Source organism: Parabacteroides vesiculifaciens (genome assembly GCF_049860805.1).
Classification (GTDB): domain Bacteria; phylum Bacteroidota; class Bacteroidia; order Bacteroidales; family Tannerellaceae; genus Parabacteroides.
The window spans coordinates 1,880,986-1,906,809 of the sequence record NZ_CP187555.1; the positions used below are offsets into that span (position 1 = coordinate 1,880,986).

24 protein-coding genes are annotated in these 25,824 nt (G+C 49.1%); 10 read left to right on the forward strand and 14 right to left on the reverse strand.

Going from position 1 to position 25,824, the window contains the following annotated elements:
- Nucleotides 1-2 precede the first annotated feature (2 nt).
- The 5 genes from ACPYIV_RS07700 (at nucleotide 3) to ACPYIV_RS07720 (ending at nucleotide 5,336) form a co-directional block, all read left to right on the forward strand.
- Entirely contained in the window at nucleotides 3-1,544 is a 1,542-nt protein-coding gene (locus ACPYIV_RS07700; RefSeq protein ID WP_293733662.1) for a ClC family H(+)/Cl(-) exchange transporter, read from the forward strand.
- Nucleotides 1,545-1,654: 110 nt separating this feature from the next.
- A complete protein-coding gene (locus tag ACPYIV_RS07705; RefSeq protein ID WP_425886261.1) occupies nucleotides 1,655-2,815 on the forward strand; it encodes a sensor histidine kinase in 1,161 nt (386 codons plus the stop codon).
- Nucleotides 2,812-3,564: a LytR/AlgR family response regulator transcription factor gene (locus ACPYIV_RS07710; RefSeq protein WP_425886263.1), complete on the forward strand. Its 753-nt coding sequence runs from the start codon at nucleotides 2,812-2,814 to the stop codon at nucleotides 3,562-3,564. The genes ACPYIV_RS07705 and ACPYIV_RS07710 overlap by 4 nt, the downstream gene beginning before the upstream one ends.
- 79 nt (nucleotides 3,565-3,643) lie before the next feature.
- Complete coding sequence (locus ACPYIV_RS07715; RefSeq protein ID WP_293740579.1) at nucleotides 3,644-4,297, forward strand: DUF2490 domain-containing protein; 654 nt, start codon at nucleotides 3,644-3,646, stop codon at nucleotides 4,295-4,297.
- 163 nt (nucleotides 4,298-4,460) lie between these two features.
- Nucleotides 4,461-5,336 (forward strand): Rpn family recombination-promoting nuclease/putative transposase, encoded by an 876-nt coding sequence (locus tag ACPYIV_RS07720; protein WP_301706212.1) that lies wholly within the window; start codon nucleotides 4,461-4,463, stop codon nucleotides 5,334-5,336.
- 177 nt (nucleotides 5,337-5,513) lie between these two features.
- Here ACPYIV_RS07720 and ACPYIV_RS07725 read toward each other — a convergent pair whose 3' ends face one another.
- Nucleotides 5,514-5,921, reverse strand: coding sequence for a hypothetical protein (locus tag ACPYIV_RS07725; RefSeq protein ID WP_425886265.1), 408 nt, complete (start codon nucleotides 5,919-5,921; stop codon nucleotides 5,514-5,516).
- A 330-nt stretch (nucleotides 5,922-6,251) separates the two neighbouring features.
- Between ACPYIV_RS07725 and ACPYIV_RS07730 the strand changes: the two genes are divergently transcribed.
- Entirely contained in the window at nucleotides 6,252-6,938 is a 687-nt protein-coding gene (locus tag ACPYIV_RS07730) for a queuosine precursor transporter (protein WP_293741048.1), read from the forward strand.
- On the opposite strand, the gene ACPYIV_RS07735 is transcribed toward ACPYIV_RS07730, so the two are convergent.
- From ACPYIV_RS07735 to potA, 6 genes are all read right to left on the reverse strand, one after another.
- On the reverse strand, nucleotides 6,935-7,900 hold the full coding sequence (locus tag ACPYIV_RS07735) for a FimB/Mfa2 family fimbrial subunit (RefSeq protein ID WP_293734786.1): 966 nt from the start codon (nucleotides 7,898-7,900) through the stop codon (nucleotides 6,935-6,937). The genes ACPYIV_RS07730 and ACPYIV_RS07735 overlap by 4 nt on opposite strands.
- Before the next feature lie 71 nt (nucleotides 7,901-7,971).
- Entirely contained in the window at nucleotides 7,972-8,589 is a 618-nt protein-coding gene (locus tag ACPYIV_RS07740) for an HAD family hydrolase (protein WP_293734785.1), read from the reverse strand.
- Between the two features lie 28 nt (nucleotides 8,590-8,617).
- Nucleotides 8,618-9,955, reverse strand: coding sequence for an ABC transporter substrate-binding protein (locus ACPYIV_RS07745; RefSeq protein ID WP_293741050.1), 1,338 nt, complete (start codon nucleotides 9,953-9,955; stop codon nucleotides 8,618-8,620).
- Between the two features lie 16 nt (nucleotides 9,956-9,971).
- Nucleotides 9,972-10,760, reverse strand: coding sequence for an ABC transporter permease (locus ACPYIV_RS07750; RefSeq protein WP_293734783.1), 789 nt, complete (start codon nucleotides 10,758-10,760; stop codon nucleotides 9,972-9,974).
- Entirely contained in the window at nucleotides 10,757-11,530 is a 774-nt protein-coding gene (locus ACPYIV_RS07755; protein ID WP_293734789.1) for an ABC transporter permease, read from the reverse strand. The genes ACPYIV_RS07750 and ACPYIV_RS07755 overlap by 4 nt, the downstream gene beginning before the upstream one ends.
- Nucleotides 11,531-11,546: 16 nt before the next feature.
- Entirely contained in the window at nucleotides 11,547-12,953 is a 1,407-nt protein-coding gene (gene potA, locus ACPYIV_RS07760) for a polyamine ABC transporter ATP-binding protein (protein WP_293734782.1), read from the reverse strand.
- Nucleotides 12,954-13,462: 509 nt separating this feature from the next.
- On the opposite strand from potA, the gene ACPYIV_RS07765 reads away from it, so the two are divergent.
- The gene (locus tag ACPYIV_RS07765; RefSeq protein WP_425886267.1) at nucleotides 13,463-14,599 is read left to right on the forward strand and encodes a 6-bladed beta-propeller; all 1,137 of its coding nucleotides are present in this window, start codon (nucleotides 13,463-13,465) and stop codon (nucleotides 14,597-14,599) included.
- 77 nt (nucleotides 14,600-14,676) lie between these two features.
- On the opposite strand, the gene ACPYIV_RS07770 is transcribed toward ACPYIV_RS07765, so the two are convergent.
- The gene (locus tag ACPYIV_RS07770) at nucleotides 14,677-17,223 is read right to left on the reverse strand and encodes a hypothetical protein (protein ID WP_425886268.1); all 2,547 of its coding nucleotides are present in this window, start codon (nucleotides 17,221-17,223) and stop codon (nucleotides 14,677-14,679) included.
- A gap of 57 nt (nucleotides 17,224-17,280) precedes the next feature.
- Between ACPYIV_RS07770 and ACPYIV_RS07775 the strand changes: the two genes are divergently transcribed.
- The 3 genes from ACPYIV_RS07775 to ACPYIV_RS07785 all read left to right on the forward strand — a co-directional run bounded on the left by ACPYIV_RS07775 (nucleotide 17,281) and on the right by ACPYIV_RS07785 (nucleotide 19,963).
- A complete protein-coding gene (locus tag ACPYIV_RS07775; protein WP_301705574.1) occupies nucleotides 17,281-17,916 on the forward strand; it encodes a nitroreductase family protein in 636 nt (211 codons plus the stop codon).
- A 365-nt stretch (nucleotides 17,917-18,281) separates the two neighbouring features.
- A complete protein-coding gene (locus ACPYIV_RS07780) occupies nucleotides 18,282-19,487 on the forward strand; it encodes a glycerate kinase (protein ID WP_425886269.1) in 1,206 nt (401 codons plus the stop codon).
- Between the two features lie 74 nt (nucleotides 19,488-19,561).
- Entirely contained in the window at nucleotides 19,562-19,963 is a 402-nt protein-coding gene (locus ACPYIV_RS07785; RefSeq protein WP_293732912.1) for a pyridoxamine 5'-phosphate oxidase family protein, read from the forward strand.
- A gap of 109 nt (nucleotides 19,964-20,072) precedes the next feature.
- On the opposite strand, the gene ACPYIV_RS07790 is transcribed toward ACPYIV_RS07785, so the two are convergent.
- From ACPYIV_RS07790 to ACPYIV_RS07815, 6 genes are all read right to left on the reverse strand, one after another.
- Complete coding sequence (locus ACPYIV_RS07790) at nucleotides 20,073-21,005, reverse strand: glycosyltransferase family 2 protein (protein WP_293732913.1); 933 nt, start codon at nucleotides 21,003-21,005, stop codon at nucleotides 20,073-20,075.
- Nucleotides 21,006-21,011: 6 nt separating this feature from the next.
- Nucleotides 21,012-21,395, reverse strand: a complete 384-nt coding sequence (locus ACPYIV_RS07795) for a GtrA family protein (RefSeq protein ID WP_293732914.1) — start codon at nucleotides 21,393-21,395, stop codon at nucleotides 21,012-21,014.
- A complete protein-coding gene (locus ACPYIV_RS07800) occupies nucleotides 21,367-22,125 on the reverse strand; it encodes a hypothetical protein (RefSeq protein ID WP_293732915.1) in 759 nt (252 codons plus the stop codon). Before ACPYIV_RS07800 ends, ACPYIV_RS07795 begins: the two co-directional genes overlap by 29 nt.
- Before the next feature lie 96 nt (nucleotides 22,126-22,221).
- The gene (locus ACPYIV_RS07805; protein WP_293732916.1) at nucleotides 22,222-23,223 is read right to left on the reverse strand and encodes a GRP family sugar transporter; all 1,002 of its coding nucleotides are present in this window, start codon (nucleotides 23,221-23,223) and stop codon (nucleotides 22,222-22,224) included.
- A 7-nt stretch (nucleotides 23,224-23,230) separates the two neighbouring features.
- Complete coding sequence (locus tag ACPYIV_RS07810) at nucleotides 23,231-24,247, reverse strand: nucleoside hydrolase (protein ID WP_293732917.1); 1,017 nt, start codon at nucleotides 24,245-24,247, stop codon at nucleotides 23,231-23,233.
- Between the two features lie 10 nt (nucleotides 24,248-24,257).
- Nucleotides 24,258-25,811: an ADP-ribosylglycohydrolase family protein gene (locus tag ACPYIV_RS07815; protein ID WP_308550281.1), complete on the reverse strand. Its 1,554-nt coding sequence runs from the start codon at nucleotides 25,809-25,811 to the stop codon at nucleotides 24,258-24,260.
- Nucleotides 25,812-25,824 lie beyond the last annotated feature (13 nt).

The window sequence follows — 25,824 nt, forward strand, 5'->3', positions numbered from 1 at the left end:
GGATGAAGGTTAATCGGATAGTAAAACTGAAGCTGGTAGACGCCAGGCTCTATTTCGTGAGTCTGATTGTGGGACTGCTGACCGGGTTGGTGGCGGTTCCTTACCACTATTTGCTGCAACTTTTCTTCACTATGCGGAAGGACTTCTTCCAGTCTTCACCTCCCTGGTATGAGCATATCGCCTTATTCCTTGCCCTATGGGGCGTACTCTGCTTTGTCGCGTGGATGGTAAGGCGATGGCCTTACATTGGGGGCGGAGGCATTTCGCAGACACGGGGCGCGATCAACGGGCGCATCGAGTATAAACATTCACTCCGCCAGTTATTGGCTAAGTTCGCAGGGGGCGTCCTGACGCTCAGTAGCGGCCTCTCGATGGGACGCGAAGGACCTTCCGTGCAAATGGGTTCCTATATAGGTGACTTAGTCAGCAAATGGGGACATATCCTGAGCGGCGAACGCAAGCAACTCCTCGCCGCCGGTGCAGGAGCGGGACTGGCCGCCGCCTTTGCCGCCCCTCTTGCCGCCACGACGCTTGTGATCGAATCGATCGAACGTTTCGATGCGCCTAAAACAGCTATTACGACACTCCTGGCAGGTGTCGTCGCCGGGGCAATCGCCAGCACGATCTTCCCGATCAACCCCTATCACGACATACAGGCCATTGTGCCGGACCTTTCACTGGGGTTACATATCAAACTGTATCTTCTGTTTGCCGTCATCGTGTCGGTCTTCGGCAAATTCTACTCCCTACTGATGCTTTATGCCAAACGGACATTCCCGGCTATCCGTCAACCGGAATACATCAAGCTCCTGGAGTTGTTGGTCATGGCCTATGCCATCTCCCTGACGATCACCGACCTGACCGGCGGAGGCGAACAGTTTCTGATGCAGCAGGCCGAGGGCGGCAACAGCAACCTCTATTGGATCGCCGGCATGATGCTCCTGCACATGGTGTTCACGGTCTTCTCTTTCTCTTCGGGATTGCCGGGCGGCAGCTTCATCCCGACGCTGGTGACAGGAGGGTTGCTCGGCAAACTGTTTGCACTCGTCCTGGTGCAGCAGGGGATTATCGGGGCGGAAAGCGTGAGCTATATCATGCTGATCGGAATGGCGGCGTTCCTGGTAGCCGTCGTGCGGACACCGATCACGGCGATCATACTGATCACGGAGATCACCGGACACTTCGAGGTCTTCTACCCTTCCATCGTCGTGGGCGGCCTCACGTATTATTTCACGGAACTGTTGGAAATAAAACCGTTCAACGTGATGTTCTATGAAGAAATGATCAACAAGCCGTTCTTCAAGGAACAGAAACGGCTCACCCTGAACGTGGAAGTCATGGCCGGCGCTTATTTCGACAGGAAAGATATCGATACGCTCCAACTCCCCAACCACTGCGTGATCATAAACATACACCGCGACCACAAGGACATCCCTCCTGCCGGGCAAACGATACTTCCGGGCGACCAGCTCACGATCGAGATAGACGCCCAGGATATAGAGAAACTATACGAACCGCTGGTGAGTATGGCCAATATCTATTAAAAATACCCTGTTTCGTCGATGAAATATCCCTATTCATTGATTTCTCATTTCCATTTTTGGCAAACACGTATCTTTGTAGAAAACAATTCAGGGTATTAAACAGATCCCAAATGGAAAAACAGGAACGCAGGCTTCAACTATTAGAAAATTTCATCTACCTGATCATTTGGGTAGTGGTCTTAGTCATGCCTTTATGGGATATCGACAAGCTGGAAAACTCCTCCGAGATCGATTGGGAATCGGTTTTCCATGCCTGGAAGATGATTTGTCCGCTCCTGATACTGTTTTTAGTCAATAATTACATCCTGCTCCCGTTCCTGCTGATCCGAAAGAAATCGTGGTTGTACCTGCTGTTCACTATTTGTGCGATCACCTTGACAATCTTTGTCAGCGTCCAGATCATGCCCGGCCAGGAGATGCCCGGCAACCGGCCGCCGTGGACAAACCGCAACGGGGAACAAGTACAAAGGCAACGGCCGCCGATGATCCCTGAAGGGATGCGACATTCCGATCGTCAAATGCCGAACCGCCGGTTCAAGCCTGACAACAAGGCCAATCCGGGGGTTTTCCGTTTTCCGCCATTCATCGCGCCTCATTTCCTGATCGTCCTGTTGATCATAGGGGTAAACATGGCGATCAAGTTCCTGTTCAAATCCATCCGCGACGACCACCGGATGAAGAGCCTCGAGAAGCAGACTTCCGAGACCGAGCTTGCTTACCTGAAACACCAGATCAACCCGCACTTCTTCATGAACACGCTCAACAATATCCATGCCCTCATCGACATCGACAAAAAGAAGGCGCAAAAGACCGTGCTGGAGCTATCCAAGATCATGCGGTATGTCCTCTACGACGCTTCGCAGCCTTCCGTCCCGTTGGAGAAAGAGATACATTTCCTCTCCAACTACATCGAGCTGATGAAGATCCGGTACACGGAGCAGGTGGATATCCGGGTCTCTTTGCCCGGCGAAATCCCGCACACGCAGGTTCCGCCCCTGCTCTTCATCTCCTTCCTGGAAAATGCATTCAAACACGGCATCAGCTACAAAAACGAATCGTTTATCCATCTTTCAATGGAGACCAGGGAACGGGAACTGCATTGCCTGATTGTAAACAGCAACTTCAATTCAAAGAAAACAGGAGAGACAGGCATCGGCCTGGAAAACACCCGGAAACGCCTTCGCCTGCTTTATGATACGAATTATACACTACATATAGAAAATAAGGATGATCAATATCGTGTCCTTCTGATAATACCCATACAATTATGATACGATGCATTACGATAGATGATGAACCCCTGGCACTTATCCAGCTGACGGGGTATATAGAGAAAGTCCCTTTCCTGGAACTGGTCAAAGCGTGCAACAGCGCCCTGGAAGCACTCGACCTGCTGGCAAAAGATCCGGTAGACTTGATCTTTGCCGATATTAACATGCCCGACCTGAACGGGGTGGACTTTGTCAAATCGCTGGTCAACAAACCGATCATAATCTTCACAACTGCCTACACGGAATATGCCATAGAGGGATTCCGGGTAAACGCACTCGATTATCTGCTGAAACCCTTCGGTTACAACGAATTTCTGAAAGCGGCCAATAAGGCGTTGCACCAGTATGAGCTACAACAGGCGAAAGCCCAACAGCATCCTCTGCCTGCCCCACCGGAAGTCCTGGCGGAAAACGAGAACGATAATCTGTTTATCAAAGCTGATTATAAAATGATCCGGCTGGATATGAATAATATTATTTACATGGAGAGCCAGAACGAATATATCCGCATCTTCTTTGAAGACCAGAAGCCGATCATGACTCTCTTAAGCATGAAGAAGCTGGAAGAACGGTTGCCGGCGGACAGATTCATGCGCGTCCACCGCTCCTATATCGTCAACCTCGAAAAGATAACGGCTGTCGCCAACAACCGCATCATATATGGGAAAGAGACTTATATCCCGATCGGCAACCAGTACAAGGAAAAGTTTAACGAATATCTTGAAAAGCATTATTTAGGTAAATTATAAGTCGGAAATTATCCGATACCTGTGCAGAGGAATTTTATTTTTTATACTTTTGTCAGAATAACAAACGCCATATTCTGCCATGAAAGTAATTATCTGTTGTTTTTCCTTCCTGTTCCTATTCATGTGTTGCCCTCCGCTCCCGGCAATGGAGGGTGCGGGAGTCGCCCTAAAAGTCAGCCTGTCCGGGAAAATCTACAAACGTTTCTCTTTCGTTTTGGAAGAAGACATCCGCCCGCGCGATGATCTGCGGGAAGCCGGATGGTTTCTTACCACAGGAGAGATCAACTACCGCATTTTGCCGGGTTTACGGGCGGGAGCCGGCTATATGTCGTTAGTACGCTACAAGGCTTCGGAAGAAGTGCGCAACCGGTATTACCTGTACGCCTCCGGCTCACACAGGTTCGGGGCATTTAAAATTGCTATCCGCGAACGTTTTCAGAGCACGTACAAAAAAGATTGCCTGCATCCGACCAACTACCTCCGCAGTATGCTCACCCTCTCCTACCGGATCGCCTCTTCGGGATTCGAGCCTTTTATCTATATCGAACCTTTTAACAACGTAGGCTACAACGGAAAGATGCATGCCGATAAAATCCGCTATTCCACAGGATGCGATTACCGGATGAACACCCAAAACTGCATCCAACTCTATTACCGCTACCATACTTTCAACGTATACGACCCGATCAACTACCGCCACGGGATCGGAGTTACCTATTCGCACCGTTTCTAATTTTACGGAAGAAAGCTTTCAGTATTTGACAGATTTGACTCCTCACTTATAGTTCCTAATCTTGCAGATCTTGAAATAAATCTCTTTATATGTATTCGATGTAAATGATAATGCCTACATTTACCGCATGCCTGCTATTGGGCATAACTAAAACATTTTAGCTATGAGTAAATTTGTCAATCCTTTTTCGGACTACGGGTGGAAGTTGATTTTCGGGAGTGAATTAAGTAAAGATCTTATTATCAGTTTTCTCAATGAAGTTATCCAGCAAGAAGTGATAGTCGACATCACGTTTCGGAACGTCGAGATGCTCGGCCTGAAACAAGACCAGCGACGGGCTGTCTTCGATATCTTTTGTGAGAATGAAAAAGGCGAAGTGTTTATTGTCGAGATGCAGAAAAGCCGTCAGAAGTATTTCTCCGACAGAGTGTTATACTACGCTTCGTTTGCTATCCAGCAACAGACGATGATCGTAAAGGAAAAGTTGGAGAAGGAACCCGACGAGGCGGTTCGTAAGCGCTGGAACTACCAGATCAATAAAGTGTACGTCATTTGTGTCTTGAATTACATCATGGAACCGTCGTTGCCGGACAAATACCGCTGGGACATCGTCCGCATGGATCGTGAGTTGAAGGTCCCGTTTAGTGAAACGCTTAATGAAATCTATCTTGAAATGCCGAAATTTGTATTACCTTTGCATGAGTGTGATACGCTTTATAAGAAGTGGTTATATGTCTTAAACAACATCGAGATCATGGAACGATTACCCAAAGAACTGAACAATCAGATATTCCGGAAGCTGAAAAGCATCGTGGAGGTAGAGCGTATGACTCCCGACCAGCGCCTGGAATACGAATTGAGTCTTTCCGTCGAACGCGATCTCTCCGCCGCCCTCGATACCAGTTTTGAAGACGGGATGGAGAAAGGCAAAGCGGAAGAACAGCGCCTTATTGCAGCCAATTTAAAGAAACAGGGAGTTAATATCGAAACGATAGCGCAATGCACCGGTTTGTCGGTAGAAGAAATTAGCGGTTTGTAAATTTATCGATGCTTATCAATAAAGTCAGCCGGGTTGTTTAAAGATACAACAATCCGGCTGATTTTGGTTTACCTATTGGCAGAAGTGAATTATCAATGCTGGTTTGCCGATGTCTCTTGCCAATGCTCTCTCGATACAGAGACAAAACCGGATGCCCTGCCTCTATCCCTCCTGTATTTAAGACATTGTTTTGACTTCCTCCGCCAACAATTTGTCAAGATCGTCGATCTGATGATTAAAGAACTCCACTAATGCATTGATCATCCTTCCGTTTTGAGACATAAAGGTGACGCTATCCATCAGTTGGGCAGTCAATTGATAGGCTTTTCGTTTGCTTACCATCTCATCCGGCTGTCGCATACAATAATAGGTAAAACTTCTAAAAAGGACAGGGATCAGGCGGTCCCAGGGCAACCGGAGATGCACCATCAGGCTTTTTATACATTGCAACTGGTGAAGGAGATAATCCAAATCTTCCTCATCGCTTTTGTTGGCAAACGCTTTCCGAATGCGACTGGCTTCTTCCTCGAAATAGATTTTTTGGATTGCTTCTTTCGGAAGTGTCGAGGTGTTTACTTCTTCCATATTAAATAAGGTATTAAAGTGGGGCGAAAATAGAACGGTCCCGCCTTTCCCGTTACTCAACACATCCAAGATGCTGGAGGCACATTAATACTCTCCACGGGGGTACGGAACCGCCTATGAAGAACGCTGCAGGCATAAAAATGCCCGCAACGAATCAGATGCAGGTTCACCGCATCTTGGATAATATGTTGAGTACCGCAAATATAACTCTTTTCACGGATAAAACAATAAGAAAAGTAAAATATCACTATCTTTGCCCCCCGGAATGGCAAAGGCATTCCTTTACATTATTCACCGAGTGCTTGATAAACCTCGTTAAAAACAAGAAATATGCAGAAGACATCCACTGTAACCGTACCGTTTATGCTGTTAGGCATCCTGTTCAATATCTGCCTGGTAGCTTCCAACCTGTTAGAAACCAAAGTCGTCCAGGTATTCGGCATTACCGCCACTGCCGGACTGATCGTTTTCCCGATCTCGTATATCATCAATGACTGCATAGCCGAAGTATGGGGATTCAAAAAAGCACGCCTGATTATCTGGAGCGGATTCGCTTCGAATTTCCTGGTAATCGGATTCGCACAATTAGCTGTTATGCTGCCCGCCGCCCCTTTCTGGGAAGGCGAAAAAGGTTTTAACTTTGTGTTCGGGATGGCCCCGCGTATCGCCACAGCCAGCCTGATCGCTTTCTTGGTCGGCTCGTTCCTGAATGCTTATGTGATGAGTAAGATGAAAATTGCTTCGGCCGGAAAGCATTTTTCTTTACGGGCCATTGTCTCTACGTTGGTCGGCGAGAGTGCCGATTCGATGATCTTCTTCCCGATCGCTTTCGCCGGGCTGATACCGGTCGGTGAACTTTTCATCATGATCGGTACGCAGGCGGTGTTGAAATCACTCTATGAAGTAATAATCCTTCCCGTCACCATCCGTGTAGTGAAATACATCAAGAAGGTAGACGGGAATGATGTGTATGACGTGGGAACATCATACAATATATTGAAAGTAAAGGATCTTTAGTTGACCGGAAAATCGAGAGATTCCGTCTTTTCATTCCAGTCTTTGACCTCGAAACCGTGTGAGGAACCTTCCTCCACAAACAGGTCGCCCAGCGATATGCGCAAGACCAACCGTGTCCCTGCCGCCAGGGGACCGGCAAGCGGCTTGCGATAGACTTTCTCCTGTCCGTTCTTCAAATTCAGAAGGATCGACAGTTCAGGCGCATCTCCGGAAGGGAATAACATCACGGTCGAATTGGCCGACATCGTAAGGCTGTCGCCCGATACGGTCAGCGGGAAAGCGACCGTTTTGCTGAAATCGGAAGGTTCAGCCGTATAATAATTCAGTTTGCCGGCAATACTGCTCACCAGGATGCGGCAAGAAGCGATGCTTGAATCCATAGTCGAGCCGTCGTAATTGAGGATAGTCACGCGCAGGCCGGCAACCGCTCTTTGCAGTGTCGCCTCCATCTTGTCCGTTCCGACATGAAGCGTTTGGACAGCATGTACGAAGTCATAAACAGGGGTATAGGTGGTGTCGGAATAACTCTCTTTGCGAAGCGAATAAAACAACTCCGCCAGGTTAGCCCCTTGCCTCAGACCGGGTTCGGTCACCGAGCTTGCATCGTAGGTCGAATCAACCTGGCTATTCTTCAAAACACCCCAATAAAGGAAATTATAATCGCCCACCGGAAGGCGGACAGGAGACTGGATAGAGGTAGCTAAACCATTAACCACCGTATAGTTGGCATTAATCACACTGAGTTGTCCGTTCTTATTATAATTACCGATATAGATGGAAGTATCCGGCATACAAGGATAGACCATCAATCCCCCGGTAAATGCAGTAGTCGAAGAGACGGCCATGTTCAACAATTCCGGCGAAACGAGTTCTTCAGTATTCGGAATCTTATCATCATCGTCTTTGGAGCAACTGCCGAACAAAGCGGAGGCGGCAAGTACCGTTAGCATTAACTTATTCATAACTACCATTATTTGTTTCGTTTTTTGTCTAATGAAAACAAACAACGGCCGATATGGTTGTCCGAAATAAGTTAATTAACAAACAGATGAGACCAGTCTTCGCGAGGTTGGGGCGTATAGGTGTGGAAACCCAGCGACTCGGCCGTGCGGCAGTTGGGGACGGCATCGTCTATAAATAAGGTTTCTTCGGGGCGGATGCCGGCGTTTTGCAGGACATATTCGAAAATATCGGCATCAGGTTTCAGCATGTGGAGCCGGTAGGAAAGATAGATATGATTGAAAAAGTCGGAAGCATGATGGCCTTTATAGGAGAAACAGGTCTTTTCGGACCAGTCCCAATGAATCTCGTTAGTATTGCTGAGCAGCATCGTATTGTAACGCTTCCTCAGGTCGAGCAGAAGATCCAGCTTATAATCCGGCACATCATCGAGCATGGCGATCCAGGCGGCATCGATCTGCTCGTCCGTCAACGGTTGCCGCGTCAAATGGCGGATGCCGTCGCGGAACTCGGCGGTCGTTATGGAACCGAGCTCTATCTTCATAAAGAGATCTTTATGCTGGTAGTTGTTGACAATCTGCTCGCGTATATCGGCCACTCCCAAACTCTCGAACGCTTCAATACACCGGTTACGGGTGAGGTTGATAATCACGCCGCCGAAATCTATAACCAAATTCTTAATGCCTTCCATTTATTTAATTGAAAATTTATGATTCCAACTATTTACGTTTCCAGCGGCGGCGACGTCTGTGATGCCGTTGCTGCTGTTTATATTCACGTATCCGGCGATACACGAGCCAAACAAATAACACTCCGAATACGGCAAAAATCAACAAGACGATTCCGGTATTCAGGTTATCGCCTTTCACGCGGCTCCACATCTCGAGGACCAGTTCCGTCCGGTCTCCGAAATCGCGGATCATGGCACAACGTTCCACTACCTTGCGGTCGGGATATTGCACCGGATTGATCCGGAGGCTATCCGCACCGGGACCGAAGAAATAGCTCAGGTCGGAAACCTCCCCGATCGCCGGGTCGATCTTGGCCTCCATTATTTCGGGAGTCGCGATGGCACTGACGTAGCCGATCGCATCCATATTCCGCAAAGCGATGTCCGGACGGCAAAGATAGTCCATGAAATAGCTGGCGGCCTTTACGTTACGGGCATATTTCGGGATCGCCCAGCCATCATACCAGATATTGCTGCCTTCGCGGGGCACTTCGTAGTCCAGCTCCACCCCGACGGTCTCCGCTTCGTCCATTGCCCAGACCGCATCGCCGCTCCAGGTAAAATTAAGCCACGCTTTGCCTTTCGTCATCATCTCCTTGCCAAAATCGGCTTCCCAACCGGCAATGTTGGGTTTCATCTTCTTCAGGTATTCTTCGGCAAGGGCGATGGCTTCAGGGGAATTATCGTTCATCAGTTGTTCGACGGTCACGGTTCCGTCCGCCAGTTCCTTCGCATGGGCATAGATAATAGCCGTACCGTAGGCATCGCGATAACTGTCTTTCATCAGGATCTTATTCCTGAACTCAGGGTCCCAAAGGCATTCCCAACTTTTGACCGTATCTCCGGAAACGAACTTCTTATTATAAAGAATACCTGCCGTACCCCACATATAGGGAACGACATAATCGGTCGTTTTCCGTCCCGGCTGGCTCAGTTTGTTCAGTTGTTGCTGAATATAGGGAGAGACATTGTGCAGGTAATCCGGCGTCTTTCCGAAATTCCGGTCTATCGGGAGAAGGAGGTTTTTCTTCAACATCCGTTCGATGATGTATTCGGACGGACAGATCAGGTCGAAATCCTCATGCCCGCGTTCGATCTTGGTGAGCATGATTTCGTTGATATCGAACACTTGGTAGATGATCCGGATATCTTCGCCGGTCTGTTCCTTGTACCAGGCGGGAAATTCGGCCAGAACATCCTCGTCGATATAATCTCCCCAGTTATAGACTTTCAGAATATGGCTACGCTCCTCATCCGTACGTCCGCATGAGGACATCAGGCCCAGAAGGAGCATACAACCTGCTATTATTGTAATCAGTTTATTCATTTCCTGCTTCTCTTCATTAGCTTTTGGACTTCTCCGCCCGTTTATTAATCACGATCAGAAGGACAAGCACCGTCACGAAGATGATGGTCGACAGCGGACGCAATTCCGGCGTCAGCCCTCCCTTGCGGGCATCCGCATAAATAAAGGTCGAAAGGGTTTCCAGCCCCTCGTTGCCGATCGTAAAGATGGTAACGGCAAAATCATCGATCGAAAGCGTGAATGCAAGTATAAAGCCGCTGATCATTCCGGGACGGATCTCCGGCAGGATCACCTTACGTAACGCCTGGAAAGGAGTCGCCCCGAGATCGAGCGCCGCTTCATACACATTCTGGTTCATCTTTTTCAAGCGGGGCATCACGCTCAGTACCACGTAGGGCGTACAGAATGTAATATGCGCCAGCACGACCGTCGTGAATCCCTGCGAAACGCCAAAACTTACGAACAGCAGGAAAAGAGACACACCCGTAATAATATCGGCATTCATCATCGGGATCGCATTGGCAAAATTCATCACCTGGCGCGTCCTCGACCGCAGGTTGAAAATGCCGATCGCCGCAATGCTGCCTAAGAGCGTGGAGACGGTTGCCGCAATCATCGCAATGGCGAACGTATTCCACAATGCACTGACCAACGAACGCTGCACGCCTCCGTTAAACAGCGAACTATACAGTTTGGTTGAGAATCCCGTCCAGTTCCCCAGCACTTTCGCTTCGGTAAACGAGAAAATCATAATAATCAGAATCGGGGAATAGAGCAGTGCCAACAGCAGCCACAGGTATCCTTTTGCCATCCATTTCGCCATCATATCACACCCCCTCCTTCATTTGAAGCGTTGTCCTCTTCATTCGTAAAGAGGATGGTAACGCCGATCAGCAACAACATGATCAGGGAAAGCGCCGCGCCATAGTTCCACATACCGTTATAGATGTTTTCCTGCACGGTCGTACCGAACAGTTTGATATTATTCATCGTCAGCAACTCGGCAATGGCAAAAGTGGAAACCGTCGGCATGAAAACCATTACGATCCCGCTCATCACGCCGGGCATGGAAAGAGGCAGGATCGTCTTCATAAAAACCTGGAACGGGTTTGCCCCCAGATCCTGGGCGGCTTCGATCAGGCTGCGATCCATCTTCTGCAACGTATTATAAATCGGATAAATCATGAACGGAAGGAAGTTATACACCATACCGAAGACCAGCGCCCCCTCTCCCAACGGCAGGTTCAGAAAATCGAACAAGGCCACCGTAGCCAGCGTACGGATCAGGATGTTCACCCACATCGGGAGGATAAACAGTACGACCATCGTACGCGAGGTGTTAAAACGCTCATGGCTCAGGATATAAGCTGCCGGATAACCCAGGATAAGACAGACCAGCGTCGTGATAATCGCAATCCCGATCGAATAGACGAATGTGTTCATCGCCTCGGGATGCATCATGAACTTACGGAAATTAGCAAACGTGAACGCTCCGTCGGCATCAGTAAAGGCATAAAGCACGATCAACAACAGGGGCATCACCACAAAGACAGCCAAAAACAGAGCATAAGGAATCGTCCAGTTCCTGCGCCGCATAAAAAAAGCCGAGATCTTATTTATCACTTCCTTCCTTTTTAGTTGATTGAACAATCCGTATATCCCCGGGAGCGATCGTAATACCGACCCGGTCGCCGTCGTCCCAAACATCGTTCGTGTCGACAAAGATATCTTCGTCCCAGTCGGTAAACACCGTCAGATGGTAATGGTTGCCTTTATAGAGGATAAATTTCACTTCTCCGGTCAGGCGACCGTCTTCTTCGTTGTCTTCCAAGACGACGCGGTCAAAGTCCACTTCGACCTGCACGGGCGTTTCCGGCTCTATACCGGACACCTCGCCGCACTCGAACGTACAGCCCAAAAATTCCACATGCGTGGCGTCGACCATCTTTCCTTCGAACGTATTGCAGATGCGTTCCTTTTTCATCACGTGGATATCGAACGGTTTGACCAGCAAACCGACTTCCTGCCCGGCCTCGAAACAATGGTAGTCCTGCACCATGAACTCATAGCCTTCGGGCGTCTGCACCATCATTTCGTAGTGAACGCCTTTGAAAATGGAGGACGTAACCGTCCCGGTCAGCATGGCGGCTTCCGACGGCTCGAAAATATAAATATCTTCCGGGCGGAGCACGACATCCACCGGGGCCTGTTCGCCGAAACCTTCGTCCACACATTCGAACTCATGCCCGGCAAAAAACACCGCTTTATCTTTGATCATCAGCCCGTTCAGGATGTTGCTTTCGCCGATGAAGTCGGCGACAAACGAGTTGATCGGTTCGTTGTAGATGTCGATAGGCGTCCCGATCTGCTGGATCTTCCCCTCGCTCATCACGACGATCGTGTCGCTCAGGGTAAGAGCTTCCTCCTGATCGTGGGTGACATAGATAAAGGTAATTCCGAGGGATTTATGCATCTCTTTCAACTCCATCTGCATATCTTTGCGCATCTTGAGATCGAGGGCCGCCAGCGGTTCATCGAGCAGGAGCACCTCCGGTTCGTTCACGATAGCCCTGGCAATGGCAACGCGTTGTTGTTGGCCACCGGAAAGAGAGTCCACATCACGATATTCATAATCGGTCATTCCCACCATCTTGAGGGCTTGTTTCACCTTTTTCTCGATAACGGCCGCCGGGAGTTTTTTCAGCTTCAGGCCGAAAGCGATATTGTTGAATACATTCAGATGGGGGAACAGGGCGTATTTCTGAAATACGGTATTGACCGGACGTTTATGAGGAGGCGTTTGCGTGATTTCCTTTCCCGCAATGGTTATGACACCCTCAGAAGCAGTCTGGAATCCGGCTATCAGGCGCAACAGTGTCGTCTTCCCGCAACCGGACGGCCCCAGAATGGTTACAAACTCGCCCTTGCGGACAGACAAATTCACATCATCCAATACGGCCTTGTCTCCAAAGAATTTAGACACATGCTCCACACCGATGATGCAGTCAGATTTTTGCATAGACAGATTTCCCTTTACCAATACTGATTAAACATATTTCCGCTTCTTCACGTAAAAAGCGGCACAAAGGTAATAATTAATTGATAATAAAGAGTTGAAAATGGAAAATTACTAGGGCAACCGCACCAAATCCAGCAGTAACAATTCTTTATTTCTATGGAGAGAAAAAAACGTTTTTGTCCCGAATAATTCTTTCTTAAGTGCCTGCTAATTCTGTAATCGGTGTCAGTGATTTTATAATCAGTGGTTGTGATTATATAATTGCTGGCACTGATTTTATAATCACTGGCACTGATTACAGAATTGACAGGCACTCCGATGTTTTTTATGCCTATGTAGATAAGTTTTCTTGTAGCAGGGATAGATTATTCCTTATATTATGTAGTCCATAAGATCGTATCGCTTAAAAATAAATTTGGTGCGGTCCGCCCTATCCATATCCGATAAATCATATTATTTATGTACTTTTGCATAAGTAGTCATTCATATACCTAAATAAACGAAACATTATGAAAACAACCTTTTTTGCCATTCCTCTGGTTTTATTGTCAATCGCTACCGGATGCAAGATGAATCCGGAAAAGATAGTCCTTCCCGAATTCGATTTAGGAGCAGCTATCGGAAAACATATCCCCGATACGTTCACTTGGAACAGTATCGCCGAACAGATCACCTATATCCCTGTATCGAGTGCATCGGGTGAGGTCTTCGGTTCCGCCCAGATTGTCTACAGCGGGCCGGATTTTAACTGCATGGCAGACCATAATACGAATTCGATTTTCCTTACGGACAAGCAGGGCAAAGTCATCCGCTCTTTTTCGAAAAAGGGACAAGGTCCGGGCGAATATTCCATGATCACCTATGTGCACGTCAATCCGCAGGAATCGACCATCCAGGTGTTCGACCAAAGAGGGAACAAATATATCGTCTATGACCTGGAAGGGAACCTGAAACAGGAGATTTCCCTGAAAGACAAGGAGATTACGACCCCTCTGCTCATATCGGACAACTATACCGTAGCCAGAGGGCAAAACGATGCCGCCTACAAACTTTATATTACGGATAAAGAACTGAATATCCGCGAAAGTTTGTTCCCGATGGATTCCGCCTTGACAGATATGGAACGGATGTGCCTGACTTGGCAATTCAATTATTGCAGAAACCGCGACGAGGCCATTATCCACTATGCAAACGAAGACACCGTATTCGCTGTTAACGGGAAAGGCATACGGCCGCTCTGTATTTTCAGGAAAGGCGAATACAAACTGCCCGAAGAAGAAGCAAAGAAACCGATGGAAATGACCGAGCAGGGTTCTCCCTATATCCGGGCGATGTGGCTTTCCTCAGTACCGGGCTACTACCTAATCACCTATATGCGGGAAAACCGTTTTTACGATGAGATATGGAGCCGGACAGACAACAAGATCCTGTCGCGTTTCACGAACGAAAACGGGGAATGGGGATTGCCGGTCAGACTCCCCTCGGGGAAAAAGATACGGCTGAACTCAAGATCCTTATACATCTATGGGAATACTGTCGCCTCGTTTATCGACGCTCCAACCGCTGTCGAAGGGAAAGTACCGGGAGTGGATGAAGATGATAATCCGGTATTGATATTTATAACGTTAAAAAGCAGAATAGAATAGCTCCTCGCTAAATGAGGTTCATATTATTTCATCCATAATCAATGTTAGAACATCGATCTTAATCCTACAAAAAGGGTTCAAATGCCCAGCCCTATTGCAAACAGAAAACGCGCCCCGTCCTCGGAACCGAAGCAGGAGTATTGTGTCGTCACCTTATTGACGATCGTCAGCCAGAAGCCGCCGCCGTAGGAGGTATGCCACCGTCGGGAATGTTCGCCGGGAAACCAGACACGGCCGTAGTCGAAGCCGGCGAACAGCCCGTACTTGAGCGGCGTGAACGGATTCCTGATTTTTCCCATATCTAAACGAAAGTCGGTATGTTGGTAGAAAGATTGCTTGCCGATGAAGCGGTTGTCCCGGAACCCGCGCAACGTGATGCCGGCAGCCTGGTAGAAATCGTATTGGTTGCTATACAGCAGCTTCGCTTCCGCTCCTGTCTCGATCGAAAAGCGGTCGGAGCAGCGAAACGTTGCGGAAAGGTTCACGTCAGAGTACGGGAAGTTGCGCCTCGCATCCTTCAGGTTTATTTTCCAGCCGGACGAAGCTCCTACTTCCAGCACCGGGATAAAAGCGGCCGGAGGCATCCTGATCTGCCAGGATGCCTCTACCCCGGCGAACAAGTTCATACCGAACATAGGGTGGTCGCCGGGTAGCGCCTGGTCGATATACCGGCCTTCAGTATGTTTCGCCTTGTATATTTCGAAAGTGGCGGACAAAGTCAATTGCCGGTTCTTCTCTATCTCCATACGGAAGGAAGGGACCACCGAATACTGGCGGAGAGTGACGCGGTTATATGTTTTTCCCTCGTCTTTAAAGCCTTCCGAATTGTTTCCGTACCCGAAGAAGTTGAAGAAGTTGCGGGGCGAAGCGATAAAGGCGTCCAGATTGAAACTTTTCCGTTCATCGTAAAAAGGGAAAGTCCCCTGATACATAAAACCGCGCAGATAGTTATATCCGATACGGTGCCGGAACGTAAACGGGGATTGTTTGAACCCGTACATCGTATAAGTAAAGAAAGCCCCTAAGCTAAAGCCTACGTCCGAATCATAAAAACCCCACGGCGTGAAGTCTGTTTCTCTATATTTGACCTTTTTATAGTCATAGGTATGGATGGCCGGATTGTCTGATATGATTTTATGGACGCCGGTAACATCTTTCAGCCGCTCGCGGTCGGATTCGCAGGCGTAGATGCGAATCTTACGGGCCTGGTCCATCTTGTAGGTGTTCTGCCCAGATCCTGCAATCAGGTAGACGGGGAACTCCCGCCGCGCCTTTCCCCTTACCTCGTATTCATCGTTACCGCCCAGGCCGTACAGCCAGATTTGCTCGGTATCGGCGGCGGAGTATTTCTTTTGGAAGGAAGGGACGGGACTTCCTTTCGGGTAGATACGGACCAGCAGGCTGTCGCGTCCGAAACGTTCAAGCACGATCCGGTCGTCTCCTTCCGTCCCGGTCAGGACAGGTGTACGTTGTAATTTTTTATAATAGTGGCGTGCCATATACGGGAGACTGTCGCGACGGATCAGCAGTTTCTTTTTTATGGCCTCCGTCTCGGCTCCCTGTATCTCCGGCGGGAGAGCCAAAAACGCCTCATCGATAACCGGATCGGACAGGCGCTTTTGGAGAGCGAGGGCCTGTGCCCTCCATGCGGATTCGTCCGCGCTGCTTGCCAACGCCATATCGAGCGTATAGCCGAGCGTGTTTATCTTCCCGATATCTTTCGGATGGTTGCTGTAGTTCGTGATAAAGCCGAGCCCCAGCACTTTCAGCATCCGTTTGAAAAGAAGGCCGTCGACTTTGGTAAAGGCGTGGCTCCGGTCGATGACGATCGGGCTGAACAGGAGACTGTCGGCCGTAGGGACCGCCTGCCAGTTCCAGTTTTCGGGGATTTTGTTCCAATCCCCGATCAGCATGTCATACAGACGTTCGGCGATATACTCTTCCTGGTTTACTTGGCGGGATTTGTCCTGCCGGATCTGTTCGAGCAACGCGCCGGTAGAGAATATGTTCTTTTGGGTCGCGGTGTCGGGCACATCCCGGAGGCTGACTAACTTATTGCCGATATCGGTCCCGTTGGCAATCGTATCTCTCTCCATCCCACCTTGCATGAAATAGATACGGGAGTTGTTGAAGTTCAGGCCGGCCGATTTTGCCATCCGGTCGGCAGCAAGGAAGGTATAAGGATTTATAATGGTATAGGCATCCCCGATAAACTCATCGAGATACGTTCCCTTGAAATCATTCTTATTATACATCTCGCGGAAGAACTTGGATTCGAGAAAACTGGTCGAACCACCCAACGGCTTGAGCATATACAGCCGGTTCTGCCGGTTCGCAACAATCAGAGCATGAAAATCCGCCGCCTGATCCATAACATCCATCCCGCCCTGGAGCGATTGCAGCGTAACGGCATCGGCAGTGACCGGAGTCGAATAGAGCGCCCGGTAGTGCACGCCCCACAGCTTATTATATAGATTACTTTTGTTCTTCATATCCTGCGGATAGATCGAACGTCTCACAATGTCCTGCCCCGCAGCACCCGCGCAGAAGAAGAACGGCAGGATAAACAACAGGCAAGCAAATATTTTCCCGCAATGCCCGGGTTTTTGCTTTAATTTTCTCATTACGGAAATAACATTTAAGCGGAATCAGTTGTTTACTTTATAAAAAGACGAATAGAAATGGATTTATTAAAAGCTCTTCAATGGCGGTACGCCGTCAAGAAATTCGATCCTTCGAAAGAGGTGGATCAGAAATTAGTGGATAAAATCATAGAGGCAGCCTGGCTCGCCCCTACATCTTCGGGTTTACAACCGTTCCAAATAATCGATATAACCAATCATGATTTAAAAAACAAAATTGTCCCTATCGCATTCGATCAGCTTCAGGTAGCGGAGTGTTCGCACTTGCTGGTGTTCGCCGCATGGGATAATTATACAGCCAAGCGGATCGATCATATCTATCATTACATCTCGTCCGAGCGCGGGCAGAAGCCGGATCGCTATAAACCGTATACCGACCGGCTGAAAGACGCCTACCTGAACCGGCCTGCAGAAGAGAACTTCGAGCATGCGGCACGGCAATCTTACATCGCCCTTGCTTTCGCCATGATGATGGCGGCCGAACTGGGGGTTGACACCACTCCGATGGAAGGGTTTGACAACGATGCGCTGGATGACTTGTTGAACCTGCATGAATTGAGGTTGCGCAGCGTTACGATGTTGCCGCTTGGTTACCGGGATGCCGAAAGCGATTGGCTGGTTGATTTGAAGAAGGTCCGCCATCCGAAGAAGGAGTTCCTGATCGAAATAAAATAACAGGATAAGAGGGTGTCAAAAGTCTCTTTGCCATGGCGGGCAAATCCGGGATGGCAGGATAGCGACTTGTTTGATACCCTTGCCTTTAGTTAGTTCGTTTTGAACTGAGCCTACATTCTCCTCTCTGCAAACATAATCCAGACAGTAAAGAGATATCAATAGGCATAATATGATTCACATCTACCCATATTTAAGGCAGCCTTATTCCCAAACGTCAGCATCAAACACTGGATCGATGTGGACGAAGCGGGAAAACCACTCTACCCGGCTGCAAAATAAAAAGAACAGCCGGGAATCCGCCATTTCTCGCAAACTTTAAATACATTTGAACGCACAAATCATCTAAAGCATCATAAGACGTACAAATGAATAAAGTAGTAATAGCCATCGACTCTTTTAAAGGCTGCCTGACCTCGGAAGAGGCCGGGAACGCAGTAATGAAAGGCGTCAAAGCAATCTTTCCCGATTGCGAAACCCTGCTGTTTCCGGTCGCCGACGGAGGCGAAGGGATGTTGGACATACTTGTCTCCGCAACCAAGGGGAAATACCGGACCCTGCCGGCACACGATCCCCTGATGGAACCCATGCAAGGCCGGTACGGTATTTCGGGCGACGGGCAAACAGCCCTGATCGAGATGGCGGCCGTCAGCGGCTTGCCCCTCGTTCCCGAAGAAAAAAGGAATCCGATGCTGACGACTACTTACGGGACGGGTGAACTGATTCGCGATGCCCTCGAACAGGGTTGCCGTCGGTTTATCGTGGGGATCGGAGGCAGTGCTACCAACGATGCCGGGTTAGGGATGCTGCAAGCCCTGGGGTTCCGTTTCCGGGACAAGCAGGGGAACCTGTTGGGAACTGGCGGCAGGATCTTGCCGCAGGTGGCCTCTATCGACACTTCTGCCGTGCATCCGGCTTTAAAGGGGGCCCGTTTCACGATTGCCTGCGACGTGCACAACCCTTTCTGCGGGCCTGATGGAGCGGCTTATGTCTTCGCCCCGCAAAAGGGCGCCGATGCCGGGATGGTCAAAGAACTGGATGCAGGGATGCAGGCTCTTGCGCTGGTTATCCGGTCGGCTACCGGCAAAGACATTTCGGATGTTCCCGGAGCCGGGGCAGCCGGAGGGATGGGTGGCGGTTTCCTCGCGTTCCTGAATGCCGGGCTGAAACCGGGCATCCGCCTGATGCTCGACGCGCTGGACTTCGGCGAGAAAATAAAGGGCGCCGACCTGGTCTTTACGGGCGAAGGACGCGCCGACCGACAGACGGCAATGGGGAAAGTGCCTTTCGGTGTCCTGGAAGAGGCTCGCAAGCAGCACATCCCTGTCATCGTACTTGCAGGATGCATAGAAGATACGGAGCAGATGAACCGGGCGGGCTTTCAGGGGGTATTCTCGATCACACCGGGTCCCGTCTCTCTGGAGAAAGCGATGGAACCGGAATTTGCCGGCGAGAATATCCGGAGGCTGGTGACGCAGATCTGTTCGGTAATCCGCCCGTTATCGGGCAACACGCCGGCGTCCTTCCTCTCGAACCCTATTCCAGACGACGTTCTGCTGACTTACCTGGAATGAAAAAGTCGTTTTTTTACAATAGAGCGGAGAGGTTCTGCCCCTACATTTGCACGTAACTAATAAAACATTGAAATATGAAACTTATCAAAGAAAAAGCAGAACAGTTGTTGCAACATTGCGAGGTTGTGGTGATCACTTCCGTCAATGAAGAAGGCTATCCCCGCCCTGTCCCCATGAGTAAAGTCAAATCGGAAGGCTATTCCGTCGTCTGGATGGCAACCGGCAACGACTCCCTGAAAACGAAAGATTTCCGCCTGAATCCCAAAGCGGGCTTATGCTATAGCGAAAACGGCAACAGCGTGGCATTGACCGGCGAAGTCGAAGTGGTCACCGATCCAGAAACAAAAAAGGAGCTCTGGCAGGATTGGTTTATCGCCCATTTCCCGTTAGGACCAACCGATCCGAATTATGTCCTGCTCAAATTCAAAGGACAAAGGGCTACGATTTGGATCAACGGGGTATTTATTCACGAGTAACCAGATTCAGGATTGAGGGAGGTGTCATCTGCGTCGGGCAAGCACCGATGTAATCTAAATTCTTTGCCTTATGAAAAAAGAAAACATGGTACCGGTAGCAAGTATCCAATTAGAAGTTCTTCTTCTCGTCAATAATATATTCCGGACGTGCCTTGATCTCGTCAAACAGGATGCCGACATATTGCCCCAGTACACCGACCGTCAGCAACTGGACACCGCCGAAAAAAATGACGGAGGTCATGATGGAGGTCCAGCCCGTTTCAGCATTGCTGAAGCCGTATATCTTGCCTAAGGTAAACCAGACGGCCAGTATGATGCCGACCAAAACGGCTATGAATCCCAGGCTCGTTGCCAGGCGCAACGGTTTTTTGGAGAAATAAAGCATGGCGGTGGTGGCGAACTTCCACATCTTGCTGAACGGATATTTCGTCTCCCCGGCGATGCGCGCCTCCCGTTCGTAATAGAAAGGAACTTGCTTGAATCCGACCCAGCTGATCAGTCCGCGGATATATTTCCCGCGCTCCTGGAAACGGTCGAACTGGTCCATCACCTTCCGGTCTATCATACGGAAATCGCCTGTATCGAGCGGAAAATTCACATCACTCATATAGTTCAGCATACGGTAAAAGGCCTTTGCCGTCACTTTCTTGAAAAAACCTTCCCCTTCGCGGGACTTGCGGACGCAATAAACGACATTCGCCTGTTCCTTTTCCTGCAATTCAAGAATGGAAGGGATGAGTTCGGGAGGGTCCTGCATGTCGGCATCGAGGATAACAGCCAGGTCGGCATCACAATTATTGATGCCTGCCGTGACGGCCGGCTGATGTCCGAAGTTACGGGAGAAATGGATCACCTTCACTTGTGGATCGGCGGCCGCGATCTCGTCCAGCATCAGGCGCGTCCGGTCCCGGCTACCGTCGTTGATATAGATTATTTCCGTTAAGACAGGGAGCTTCTGCAACGCTTCCCGTGTACGCCGGTATGATTCGGCTATAACTAATTCCTCGTTATAACAAGGGACTATGACCGCAAGTTTCTTCATCTGCATTTAAGCTTTAAACGTATAAAACTTATTCATGATAAAATTAATCACCGTGTAAAAAGCCATTGCTATCAATTGGTTATAATATGGGTCGATCGACAGGCATGGATTCAGGACATACACTAATAGTCCCAACTGCAACAGATAACATACCCCGAACACGACACCGAAACGGACGGCACTACCGATCCATCCCGCCGAACTTCGGAACGTCCATTGTTTATTCCATATAAAACTATTCAATACGCCTGCTACATAACCGACCACATTCGAAACAACATCCGAACATCCGAACAACTTCATCATGATCCAGATGACGGCGGCGGTTATCACCGTATTACTCACACCCACTATACCATATCTAATGGCTTGCTTGACTGTTTCCTCCATTCTTTTTTATAATCTCTTCCACTTCCTCGGCCGACAACTCCTTCACGTTTGTAATGGTGAAAATATCGGAAAGGAAGTTGCCGTACTCATTACATTCGTTGATCACCTGATCGAGCGTCTGTTTGATATCTATGCGAACCGGGATCAGAAAGACCAACTCCATGTACTTTTCTTCTATTGTCAGCCGCTCGATCTCACAATCCGCTTTCTCCAGGAAATACGGGAATTCACGTTCGATCACTTTCTTCTGGTACTCCAGGAACGGCTTCAGCCCATTCGCCAGGATCAGCACGTAGAAGCGTAACTTTTCTCCTCGTCCGCCCAAACCGGTAGAGATGTATATCTGCTTCTCATCCGACAGTTCGGACTCCAAGGCGATACGGCTTTCCATCAAAGCCATATACGCCCAGTCCGCCACATCCGGGTCCGGTGCCTGCGCATATTCTTCCAGAATCCGGTATGCTTTTACCTGCCGGGAAGTAGCGAGCATAGACAATACATACTTCTTATGTTCCGTAGTCGATCCGGGATCGTCCAGACTATCCTCGAAAACGGAGAAATCCATTTGTGACACATCCGGTTTATCCCGATCCTTCCTGATCTTTTCCGAATATTTAAAATATTCCATCTGCCGCTCTACGGGTACGCGCTGTTCTAATATATGGAAATGTCCGTCAATCTTACTAAAAGAGTCCCGGAACTTCTTGAAAATATCATTATCCTCTTTCATAAAGCCTGCTTTTTAGTTTTGTACATATCCAATAAACAAGAAACTAAGACAAATGTAAGGCTTTTTTGCGATAAATAACTTATCGCAAGGATAAAATTATGCCCCGGCATAAATCAGGAAGCCCAAGCCGATCACAAACAGGACGAACATTCCGGCATTCAGATAATCCGAAGACCGCGGAGCTCCCCTGAACTCATGCCACACCAGAATCCCCCAAAGGGCGGATACAAGCGTCGCCCCCTGCCCCAGGCCGTACGAAATGGCAGCTCCGGCTTTTTCCGAAGCGATCATACTGAAAGACTGACCGATACACCAGATAACACCACCCAATATTCCCACTAAGTGTGTCCTGGCATTCCCCTTGAAATAACCGGAGATAGAAACCGGCTCACCTTCCACCGGACGCTTCATGGCTACCGTATTGAACAGAAAATTACTAATAAACACGCCTAAAGAGAAGATAAACACAGCGGTATAAGGCGTCAGCTTGCCCGGAGCAGGCTCTGCAAAATTGTCCAGATCCATCGAAGCCGCAACAAAACGGTAGAAGAAAGCCATGATCACACCGGCTGCGATAGAAATAAAGATACCCTTTCCCGACACTTTTTTCGAACCGACCAACGCTTTCTTATAAGCCAGCCCGTTCAGCAGGATGGCAACCGTGATCAGGGCTACACCGATAAAGATGTACAAAGGTTCCCCTTTTGCCGCCCCGAAATAGTTGACCAATACGCCTAATACCAACGCCAGCCCGATCCCGACCGGAAAAGCCACCGACATGCCGCAAATCGCAATAGCCGCCGACAACAGGATATTGGCTGCATTAAAGATAATGCCACCCAGAAAAGCGCTCCCTAACGACCCCATATCGGCTTGTGCCAGGTTAGGCAGGAAACTCTGCCCCTCGGAGCCGAAACTACCCAACGTAAAAGCGGAAAGAATGGAAAAGAGCAACACTCCGATCACATAATCCCAATAAAAAAATTCATACCGCCAGGTCTTCGAGGCCAGCTTCTGTGTATTTCCCCACGATCCCCAACAGAGCATTGTGACAACGCAAAACAGGATCGCCAACGAATAATCTTGTACTATAAACATAACTTTCTTATTTTGAAACAGGTTGATGCATCATATAACTTTCAATCAAAGCAGCCATTTCCGCCGCCGGCACTTTCTCAATCAGGCGAAGATCCCTGCCTTTTCCGTCCGGTGTCCAGCTATTGGCGCCTTCATCATTCACAACACGGAATATCCCGCGCTCAACATTGTAATAGGGTTCATATCCTTTGACGGCCACCAGCACAGCCGTGAGATCCCAGCTCATCCGACCGTCCGGATCGCCTTCGGCAAAACAGAGCGAATAGGCGTCTTTCACCGGGCTGTTCTCCACATCCATCTGCACCAGCTTCTTCCCGGTAAAGATCACATTCCCGATTTCAAAACCGCTGAATATGATTTCCGTAGGCCATTGCTCCGCCACCATACGGGATGCCGGGGTATCGCAATAGACATTAAATTCCTTCCCATCGGGAAACAAACCGGCCATCGAAACCACCCGTTTCACCTTCTTTGCGACCAGATCACGACCAGAAAGCGGACTGAACTCGTCACCTCCGGAAAGCAAAAGGTCTTTCAGGTTGGTGAAAAAACCGATCGTACAGACTACAACGCTGGTATCTGGCTGCATGCTCAAAATCCGGCGATAGACCTTCACTGCATCCGGGGCATCCGAGGTTTTTGCCGTTTTATGCGGATAACAGGCCGGAAGCTCTTCAGTCCACTTTGTCTTATGCCAGGTTGTCAACGAAGCGCCTCCCTCGCTTTTCGGGGCACCGACAGGAATGTCCGGTCGGTTGAAATAGGTGTTCAGCACTTCTATGCAGGGTACGACGTGCTCGTCCTTATTAGACGAAACAGTCGCTAAAATGTTCACTTGTCCGCTATCTGCCAACGCATGCATCAGAGCCATCGCACCGACATCGTCATAATCCGGCCCCAAGTCCGTATCCAATATCAGGTTGACAGGTTGTACCGTTACTTCTTCCGAAGCAGTAGCAGCCGGTCTTCCGGAACAGGCCGCCAGCAAAACAGCCAAACAGGTAAAAAGAATCGATTTCTTCATGTTATTAAATTTATGGGTGAACAACTTGAAGAGGACTGTCGGAATAAACCAACGCCTCGTTAAAACGAACGGATGCACCCGCCACCGGGTTCAACCATTTGAATGTAAAGATATGCTTTCCTTTCGGAATTTGGTATTTCCAGAACAGATCGTTCCTGCGTGTCCTGAACTCAGCCGGTAAATTTGCCGTTTCGACAAGCTCACCGTCCATATGCATTTCCACACGGGCCACATACTCTTCGTCGGCAGCACGCACATAACCTTTAAACACGATCCCAGTTCCGTCAAATACGATCTCGCCAACATCGGCAACCTCCCTGTTCACAGGGATGCGCCCGACCGGATACAGTCCTTCGAAGCCTTTCTCCAGACGGACCGGAACAGGTGCTTGACAGGCAATCGTCACGTCCTTCTCTCCCACTGTTCCGCCATTTCTTTCGACCATTTGCAAGGCTTGTTTGAAAGACATTTCATACGTCCGGGTCAATGAGATATCTGTATAGGCAAAATTCATATCTTCCACCTCCTTGAGATTTTCCAACCAGTATTCCGGTATCCGGCTATAGCCCAGAACCGTACCTAAAATACCGGCAGCCGAAGCCGGGTTGCAATCCGAATCCTGGCCGCAACGGGTCGCTATATCCATCGTCTTGAAGAAATCTCCATCGCCATACAACAATCCGATCAGGATATAAGCGCTATTAATGACCGCATCGATATTGAACGGAACGAAAACTCCGTCCGGGCAACCGATATCCTCGCTCCACTTCTTCTCACACTCGAACCAGGTACGTTTCCAGTCATCCGGAAACTCGGCATGCCAACGGATCACGTCCTGCATGCATTGGTAATACCGGCTTTGCTCCGGTATCGTTTTCAAAGCCTCAGTCACGATAAATCCGATATCATCCGAGATAAACGCAAGCGAATACATCGCCCCGACATATACACCACCATACCAACCATCGCCATAATTCATGATATGCCCGATCTTGTCGGATATTTCAGACGCGGAATTCGGCATACCCGGAGACATCAGCCCGGAATAATCAGCTTCTATCTGATAGTCCAGATCGTCTGCATGCGGATTGTTCAGCCAATGGCCGGATGCAGGCGGCATGATCCCCTGTAAGATATTATAACGGGCGGACTGGTTCGCATGCCAGAGCATATAACCGGCACGGGCAAAAGCCACGGCAAACGAATCGACAGGAGCATCCAGTCCCAACCGGTCGAAGACGTCCACAAACGTCAGGTCCATATAGACATCGTCATACAAACCTGGCGAGTTTTCATACCACCACTTGATATATCCGTCTGTCCAGGGAATCGGGACATATTCCTGTATCATCGTCCCGTTATACTTGAACTCTGTCGGTCCTCCATAGGTACAACCGATCGTTTGTCCTGCCCATCCCCCTTTTATCTTATCCAACAGTTTTTCACGGCTGATGGTTAATGATTCGGGAAGAGTCGTCGTTTTTGGTTTGGCTGGTTGCTGCGAACAAGAAGCTGTTCCCAACAGTATAAAACCGGCCAAGACATGTAATATTGCTTTTTTCATAATAACAAAATAA